At 58.0% G+C, this 7,045-nt stretch carries 5 protein-coding genes, 3 tRNA genes and 1 riboswitch; of the genes, 1 reads left to right on the top strand and 7 read right to left on the bottom strand.

What is annotated here, in order from left to right; translation table 11 throughout:
- Window positions 1-38 precede the first annotated feature (38 nt).
- The 7 genes from E3W21_RS02940 to ltaE all read right to left on the bottom strand — a co-directional run bounded on the left by E3W21_RS02940 (window position 39) and on the right by ltaE (window position 6,009).
- Window positions 39-115, bottom strand: a tRNA-Arg gene (locus E3W21_RS02940).
- A gap of 72 nt (window positions 116-187) precedes the next feature.
- Window positions 188-264, bottom strand: a tRNA-Arg gene (locus E3W21_RS02935).
- 107 nt (window positions 265-371) lie between these two features.
- A tRNA-Ser gene (locus tag E3W21_RS02930) sits at window positions 372-462 on the bottom strand.
- Window positions 463-524: 62 nt separating this feature from the next.
- The gene (gene csrA, locus E3W21_RS02925; protein ID WP_002554426.1) at window positions 525-713 is read right to left on the bottom strand and encodes a carbon storage regulator CsrA; all 189 of its coding nucleotides are present in this window, start codon (window positions 711-713) and stop codon (window positions 525-527) included.
- A 187-nt stretch (window positions 714-900) separates the two neighbouring features.
- A complete protein-coding gene (locus E3W21_RS02920) occupies window positions 901-2,142 on the bottom strand; it encodes an aspartate kinase (RefSeq protein WP_129437628.1) in 1,242 nt (413 codons plus the stop codon).
- 91 nt (window positions 2,143-2,233) lie between these two features.
- Window positions 2,234-4,858 carry an alanine--tRNA ligase gene (alaS, locus tag E3W21_RS02915; RefSeq protein WP_129437630.1) on the bottom strand — a complete coding sequence of 875 codons (2,625 nt, stop codon included), beginning with the start codon at window positions 4,856-4,858 and terminating at the stop codon, window positions 2,234-2,236.
- Window positions 4,859-5,004: 146 nt separating this feature from the next.
- The gene (gene ltaE / locus E3W21_RS02910; protein ID WP_129437632.1) at window positions 5,005-6,009 is read right to left on the bottom strand and encodes a low-specificity L-threonine aldolase; all 1,005 of its coding nucleotides are present in this window, start codon (window positions 6,007-6,009) and stop codon (window positions 5,005-5,007) included.
- Window positions 6,010-6,204: 195 nt separating this feature from the next.
- Window positions 6,205-6,375: riboswitch (FMN riboswitch) on the top strand.
- 102 nt (window positions 6,376-6,477) lie between these two features.
- Here ltaE and E3W21_RS02905 point away from each other — a divergent pair.
- Complete coding sequence (locus E3W21_RS02905) at window positions 6,478-6,987, top strand: 6,7-dimethyl-8-ribityllumazine synthase (protein WP_007943897.1); 510 nt, start codon at window positions 6,478-6,480, stop codon at window positions 6,985-6,987.
- Window positions 6,988-7,045: the final 58 nt, after the last annotated feature.

Genomic DNA, 7,045 nt, shown 5'->3' with positions numbered 1-7,045 from the left:
GGCAAAAAGCCCGCGTTAAACGCGGGCTTTTTGGTGTTTGGTGCACTCGACAGGATTCGAACCTGTGACCGCTCGGTTCGTAGCCGAGTACTCTATCCAGCTGAGCTACGAGTGCATTTGTGTTTTTATACCAGATCACAACTGGTTGAAGTCAAGTCATTCACATTACTGCAAACAACTCTTAAANTGGTGCACTCGACAGGATTCGAACCTGTGACCGCTCGGTTCGTAGCCGAGTACTCTATCCAGCTGAGCTACGAGTGCATTTGTTGCCGCGCATTATAGGCCGTTTAATCTCTATGTAAAGCACTTTTTCTAGTAATTTCAAACACTTACCGAAGAAGCTAGATTACAACGTACTACGCAAATAATGGCGGAGAACGGGGGATTCGAACCCCCGACACCCTTTTGAGGTGTACTCCCTTAGCAGGGGAGCGCCTTCGGCCACTCGGCCAGCTCTCCGCAACACGGGGCGTATGTTAACCAGCTTCTTCCCCGTTTGCAAACATAAAAAACGATAAAAATTAATGGCTTGGTTCTTCGTCCTTCTCTTTCTTTATACGCAGGTAAATTTCCTCACGGTGGACCGCAACCTCTTTCGGGGCGTTGACACCGATACGCACTTGATTTCCTTTGACGCCGAGCACGGTCACGGTGATTTCGCCATCACCAATAATCAGGCTTTCTGCGCACCGACGAGTCAGAATCAGCATACCTTTCTCCTCACGCATTTCATTTCAGGGACAACAGTCTGCAAAAAAAAGGCACTCGACCTACAACCGGAACGATCGCAGCCCTACATGCCTGAGTATTGACTAGCGCGAGCAAAAGAACAGCCTCGAGTCGCACCATTCAAAAAAACAAAAGGGCGCGGTCAGACCGCGCCCTTCGGTTAACGCATCACTCGCCCTGACGGGCCGGTGCGTCCAGTTCGAATGCCGTATGCAGAGCGCGCACAGCCAGCTCCAGATACTTCTCTTCGATCACTACGGAGACTTTGATTTCCGAAGTCGAGATCATCTGGATGTTGATGCTTTCTTTCGCCAGGGATTCGAACATGCGGCTGGCCACACCTGCGTGGGAGCGCATGCCGACACCGACGATCGACACCTTGGCAATCTTGATGTCGCCAACGACTTCACGGGCACCGATCTCGCGAGCGGTGTTTTCCAGCACGGTTTGCGCGGCCTGGAAGTCATTGCGATGCACGGTGAAGGTGAAGTCGGTGGTGTTATCGTGCGCAACGTTCTGCACGATCATGTCGACTTCGATGTTCGCGGCACTGATCGGGCCGAGAATCTTGAACGCAACGCCCGGGGTGTCTGGCACGCCACGGATGGTCAGCTTGGCTTCATCGCGGTTGAAAGCGATGCCGGAAATGATCGGCTGTTCCATGGTTTCCTCTTCATCAATAGTAATGAGGGTGCCCGGACCCTCCTTGAAGCTGTGCAGTACGCGCAGCGGAACGTTGTACTTGCCGGCGAATTCCACCGCACGGATCTGCAACACCTTGGAACCGAGACTGGCCATTTCCAGCATCTCTTCGAAGGTAATCTTGTCCAGGCGCTGAGCCACGGACACCACACGCGGGTCGGTGGTGTAGACGCCGTCGACATCGGTGTAGATCTGGCATTCGTCAGCCTTCAAGGCTGCCGCCAGGGCCACGCCGGTGGTGTCGGAACCGCCACGACCGAGGGTGGTGATGTTGCCGTGCTCGTCGACGCCCTGGAAACCGGCGACAACAACCACACGACCGGCCTTCAGATCGCCACGAATCTTCTGTTCATCAATCTGCAAGATACGCGCTTTATTGTGAGCGCTGTCCGTCAGAATCCGCACCTGACTGCCTGTGTAAGACACCGCTGGCACGCCGCGCTTGATCAGCGCCATGGCCAACAGCGCAATCGTCACCTGCTCACCGGTGGAGACGATTACATCCAGCTCACGAGGAACTGGTTGGCCGTCGCCACTGATTTGCTTGGCCAGATCGATCAGACGGTTGGTTTCGCCGCTCATTGCAGACAGCACAACCACCAGGTCATCGCCGGCCTCGCGGAATTTCTTAACCTTGTCGGCGACCTGCTCGATTCTCTCGACAGTGCCGACCGAGGTGCCTCCAAATTTCTGTACGATCAAAGCCATTTCAAAGCCGCCTCTGCCCATGAAGGGCGCCCAAATAATCACTCAAACCGCGTTCGGGCCCGCCACTAGACTGCGGGCCGGACACACTGCCTTATAAACCCTGCTCTACAAATGGAACAGTCAGGGCCAATGCCGCATCCAGTGCGCCAGCGTCAGTACCGCCGCCTTGCGCCATATCTGGACGACCACCGCCCTTCCCGCCCACTGCCGCAGCGGCTTGCTTCATCAAATCACCGGCTTTGAGTTGGCCAGTCAGGTCTTTGGTTACGCCTGCAACCAGAACGACCTTTTCCTCATGGACACTGCCGAGCAGGATCACTGCGCGGCCGAGTTTGTTTTTCAGTTGATCGACCAGCGCCAGCAGCGCCTTGCCGTCCTGACCGTCCAGACGCACGGCCAACACTTTCACGCCTTTGACATCCAGGGCAGAAGCCGACAGATCGTCGCCCGCCGCGCTGGCAGCCTTGGCCTGCAACTGCTCGAGTTGCTTCTCCAGCAGACGGTTGCGCTCCAGCACAGCCGACAGCTTGTCGATCAGGTTGTCGCGGCTACCCTTGACCAGGTTGGCCGCTTCCTTGAGTTGTTCTTCAGCAGCGTTCAAGTATGCCAGCGCCGCGGCGCCAGTGACCGCTTCGATACGACGCACGCCGGAAGCCACACCGCCTTCACTGATAATCTTCAGCAGGCCGATGTCGCCGGTACGGTTGGCGTGGATACCACCGCACAGCTCGACGGAGAAATCACCGCCCATGCTCAGTACGCGCACATTGTCGCCGTACTTCTCGCCGAACAGCGCCATGGCGCCCTTCTGCTTGGCGGTTTCGATATCGGTTTCTTCGGTTTCAACTTCGGAGTTCTTGCGAATCTCGGCGTTGACGATGTCTTCCAGAGCCTTCAACTGCTCAGGTTTGATGGCTTCGAAGTGGCTGAAGTCGAAGCGCAGGCGCTGACTGTCGACCAACGAGCCTTTCTGCTGAACGTGCTCGCCCAACACCTGACGCAATGCCGCGTGCAGCAAGTGAGTCGCCGAGTGGTTCAGCGAAGTCGCGTGACGCACTTCGGCATCAACATGAGTCTCTACCGGCGCGCCGATGGTCAGGCTGCCCGACGCCAGCACGCCGTGATGCAAGAAGGCGCCACCGGTTTTGGTGGTGTCGCGTACGTCAAAGCGCGCGTTGCCGACCTGAAGGAAACCGCAGTCGCCAATCTGACCGCCGGATTCAGCGTAGAACGGCGTCTGGTTCAGTACGACCACACCCTCTTCGCCTTCGCTGAGTACGTCGACCGACTGGCCATCTTTATAGAGACCAACGACTTTCGCCGAACCTTTAGTCGCTTCATAGCCGGTGAATTCGGTGGCCACATCAACCTTGACCAGGCTGTTGTAGTCCATGCCGAAGGAGCTGGCGGAACGGGCACGGACGCGCTGGGCTTCCATTTCGCGCTCGAAGCCTTCTTCGTCGATGGTCAGGCTGCGTTCGCGAGCTATGTCGCCGGTCAGGTCCATCGGGAAACCGTACGTGTCGTAGAGTTTGAACACTACGTCGCCCGGCACCACGTCGCCTTTGAGCTCGGCCAGATCCTGCTCGAGGATTTTCAGGCCCTGCTCCAGGGTCTTGGCGAACTGCTCTTCTTCAGCTTTCAGTACGCGCTCGATGTGCGCTTGCTGGGATTTCAGCTCAGGGAAGGCTTCGCCCATCTCGGCTACCAGTGCCGCAACGATCTGGTAGAAGAAGCTGCCCTTGGCGCCCAGCTTGTTGCCGTGACGGCAGGCGCGACGAATGATCCGGCGCAGCACGTAGCCGCGACCTTCGTTAGACGGCAGCACGCCGTCGGCAATCAGGAAACCGCACGAGCGAATGTGGTCGGCGACGACTTTCAGCGACGCCTGATTGTCGTTGGTGCAGCCGATGGCCTTGGCCGATGCGCTCAGCAGGCTCTGGAACAGGTCGATTTCATAGTTCGAGTGAACGTGCTGCAGCACGGCACTGATCCGCTCCAGGCCCATGCCGGTATCGACCGACGGGGCAGGCAGCGGGTGCAACACGCCATCGGCGGTGCGGTTGAACTGCATGAACACGTTGTTCCAGATTTCGATGTAACGGTCGCCGTCTTCTTCCGGCGAGCCCGGTGGGCCACCCCAGATGTCGGCGCCGTGATCGTAGAAAATCTCGGTGCAAGGACCGCACGGGCCGGTATCGCCCATGGTCCAGAAGTTATCGGAAGCGTACGGGGCGCCTTTGTTGTCGCCAATACGAACCATGCGCTCGGCCGGAACGCCGATTTCCTTGGTCCAGATGTCGTACGCCTCGTCATCGCTGGCGTAGACGGTGACCCAGAGCTTTTCTTTCGGCAGGTTCAGCCACTTGTCGGACGTCAGGAAGTTCCAGGCGTAGGTGATCGCATCGCGCTTGAAGTAATCACCGAAGCTGAAGTTACCCAGCATTTCGAAGAATGTGTGGTGACGGGCGGTATAACCGACGTTTTCCAAGTCGTTGTGCTTGCCGCCGGCGCGCACGCATTTCTGGCTGCTGACCGCGCGGGTGTACGCGCGTTTTTCCTGGCCCAGGAAGCAGTCCTTGAACTGGTTCATCCCCGCGTTAGTGAACAGCAGGGTTGGGTCGTTGCCCGGAATCAAAGAGCTGGAGGCTACACGGGTGTGGCCTTGCTCTTCGAAGAAGCGAAGGAAGGCTTCACGGATTTCTGCGCTTTTCATTAGGTTCTTCCACGGAGGCTGCGGCCAAAGGCCTGTGCGAAACGTCAACAGACGAAGCGACGGCAAAGGGCCGCATTATATCGGCCCTGCGCGCGGGGTACAGCGTGTTTATACGATAGAAACGGTCAATTGGACCGCTAACGCTATCAGTTGCGCGAAAACTCGACGAATGTCGCGACGACCTGCTCGATTTGAGCACGGCTGACGTCCATGTGCGTGACCATGCGCAGACGTCCGGCAGCGCTCAGCTTGATCCCGCGTTCGGCGGCAAACGCCTTGATGGCCTCGGCCTTGTCGCCCATCTGCACGTAAACCATGTTGGTCTGCACCGGCTCAACCTCGTAACCCGCCGCTCGCAAGCCTTCGGCCAGCAACTGCGCATTGGCGTGGTCGTCAGCCAGACGCTGAACATGGTTATCCAGCGCGTACAAACCTGCCGCCGCCAGAATCCCGGCCTGGCGCATGCCGCCGCCGACCATCTTGCGCAGGCGTCGCGCCTTGCCGATCAACTCGACCGAGCCACACAGCACCGAACCGATCGGCGCGCCCAGGCCTTTGGACAGACAGACCGAGACGGAATCGAAATACTGGGTGATCTCGCGGGCATCGACACCCAATTTGACCGCCGCGTTGTACAGCCGCGCGCCGTCCAGGTGCAGCTGCAACCCATGTTCACGGGTAAAGCTTCGAGCCTGCGCCAGATACTCCAGCGGCAAAACCTTGCCCTGCATGGTGTTTTCCAGCGCCAGCAAACGGGTGCGGGCGAAGTGGAAGTCATCCGGCTTGATCGCAGCTGCCACGTGCGCCAGGTCCAGCGAGCCGTCGGCCTGCACTTCCAGCGGCTGTGGCTGGATCGAACCGAGCACGGCCGCACCGCCGCCTTCGTACTTATAGGTGTGAGCCTGCTGGCCGACGATGTATTCGTCACCGCGTTCGCAGTGGGCCATCAAGCCCAGCAGATTGCTCATGGTGCCCGTAGGAACAAACAGCGCTGCAGCAAAACCCAACTGATTCGCAAGCTCGGCTTCCAGTCGATTGACCGTCGGATCTTCGCCGTAAACGTCGTCACCGGTGGCCGCTGTGGCCATCGCGTCGAGCATCCCTGCGGTCGGTTGGGTGACGGTGTCGCTGCGAAGATCAATAACGCTCATGAATCTGGCCTCGGTAAGCAGGGAAAATCCCTTTCAGTCAGGAATTACTGCGGTCATGCCGACGAATAATCAACCCTTGGGTACGAAAAGGCTTCTTGAACTGACGAAAAAATCGATAGCAATCATCAGATAGCAGCAATGCACGGGTGAGAAATATGTGTTAAAAACGCTTCGCCGCCAAACAATCTGGCGGCAAAACGTTCTCAGGGCGGGGTGCAACTCCCCACCGGCGGTAATTGCGCGCAATGCGCATAGCCCGCGAGCGCTTGGCGACAGGCACGGCAATGGCTGTGATGGCGGCAAGGTCAGCAGACCCGGTGTGATCCCGGGGCCGACGGTCATAGTCCGGATGAAGAGAGAACGGGATTGGCGCCAAAGGGCCGTCCGCAGGCATTCGTGCGAGCGTGCGTACCCTTAAATCCCATTCGATTCATATGCCCTGTTTTTTACATAAACAGGAGTCAGAACATGCAACCCACCGCAATCGATAGCAAAAGCAAAAACCATCAGGGCGAGCGCGTTGCGTTCATCCAGGCCTGCTGGCACAAGGAAATCGTCGATCAGAGCCGTAAGGGCTTTGTGGCCGAAATGATTGCTCAGGGTTATCAGGAATCGGAGATCGATTTCTTCGAAGTCGGCGGCGCCTTTGAAATACCGCTGCACGCCAAGCTGCTGGCGAAGTCCGGTCGTTATGCCGGCATCGTCGCGGCGGGCCTGGTGGTCGACGGCGGGATCTACCGCCACGAATTCGTCGCCCAGTCGGTGATCAGCGGTTTGATGCAGGTTCAGCTGGAAACCGAAGTGCCGGTGTTCTCGGTGGTCCTGACGCCGCACCACTTCCATGCTGGCGAAGAACATCAGAAGTTCTTCTTCGAGCACTTTGTGCATAAAGGCCAGGAAGCGGCGAAGACGTGCGCGGATACGCTGCACAAAATGCGTGCATTGCGTCGTAGCGAGCCACGTGCGGTAGCTGTCTAAACGCTTAACCTGTGGGAGCGAGCTTGGTCCGGGCGGCGTTCCGACGATGGCGGTTTAA

Origin of the sequence: Pseudomonas sp. F01002, from assembly GCF_004402115.1 — a bacterium.
GTDB lineage: Bacteria > Pseudomonadota > Gammaproteobacteria > Pseudomonadales > Pseudomonadaceae > Aquipseudomonas > Aquipseudomonas frigoris.
This window is presented reverse-complemented; position numbering and strand designations above follow the sequence as displayed.

Bases quoted from the DNA above. Each gene is read 5' to 3' on its own strand.
- csrA (WP_002554426.1), bottom strand. From the start codon at position 713: ATGCTGATTCTGACTCGTCGGTGCGCAGAAAGCCTGATTATTGGTGAT.
- E3W21_RS02920 (WP_129437628.1), bottom strand. From the start codon at position 2,142: ATGGCTTTGATCGTACAGAAATTTGGAGGCACCTCGGTCGGCACTGTC.
- alaS (WP_129437630.1), bottom strand. From the start codon at position 4,858: ATGAAAAGCGCAGAAATCCGTGAAGCCTTCCTTCGCTTCTTCGAAGAG.
- ltaE (WP_129437632.1), bottom strand. From the start codon at position 6,009: ATGAGCGTTATTGATCTTCGCAGCGACACCGTCACCCAACCGACCGCA.
- E3W21_RS02905 (WP_007943897.1), top strand. From the start codon at position 6,478: ATGCAACCCACCGCAATCGATAGCAAAAGCAAAAACCATCAGGGCGAG.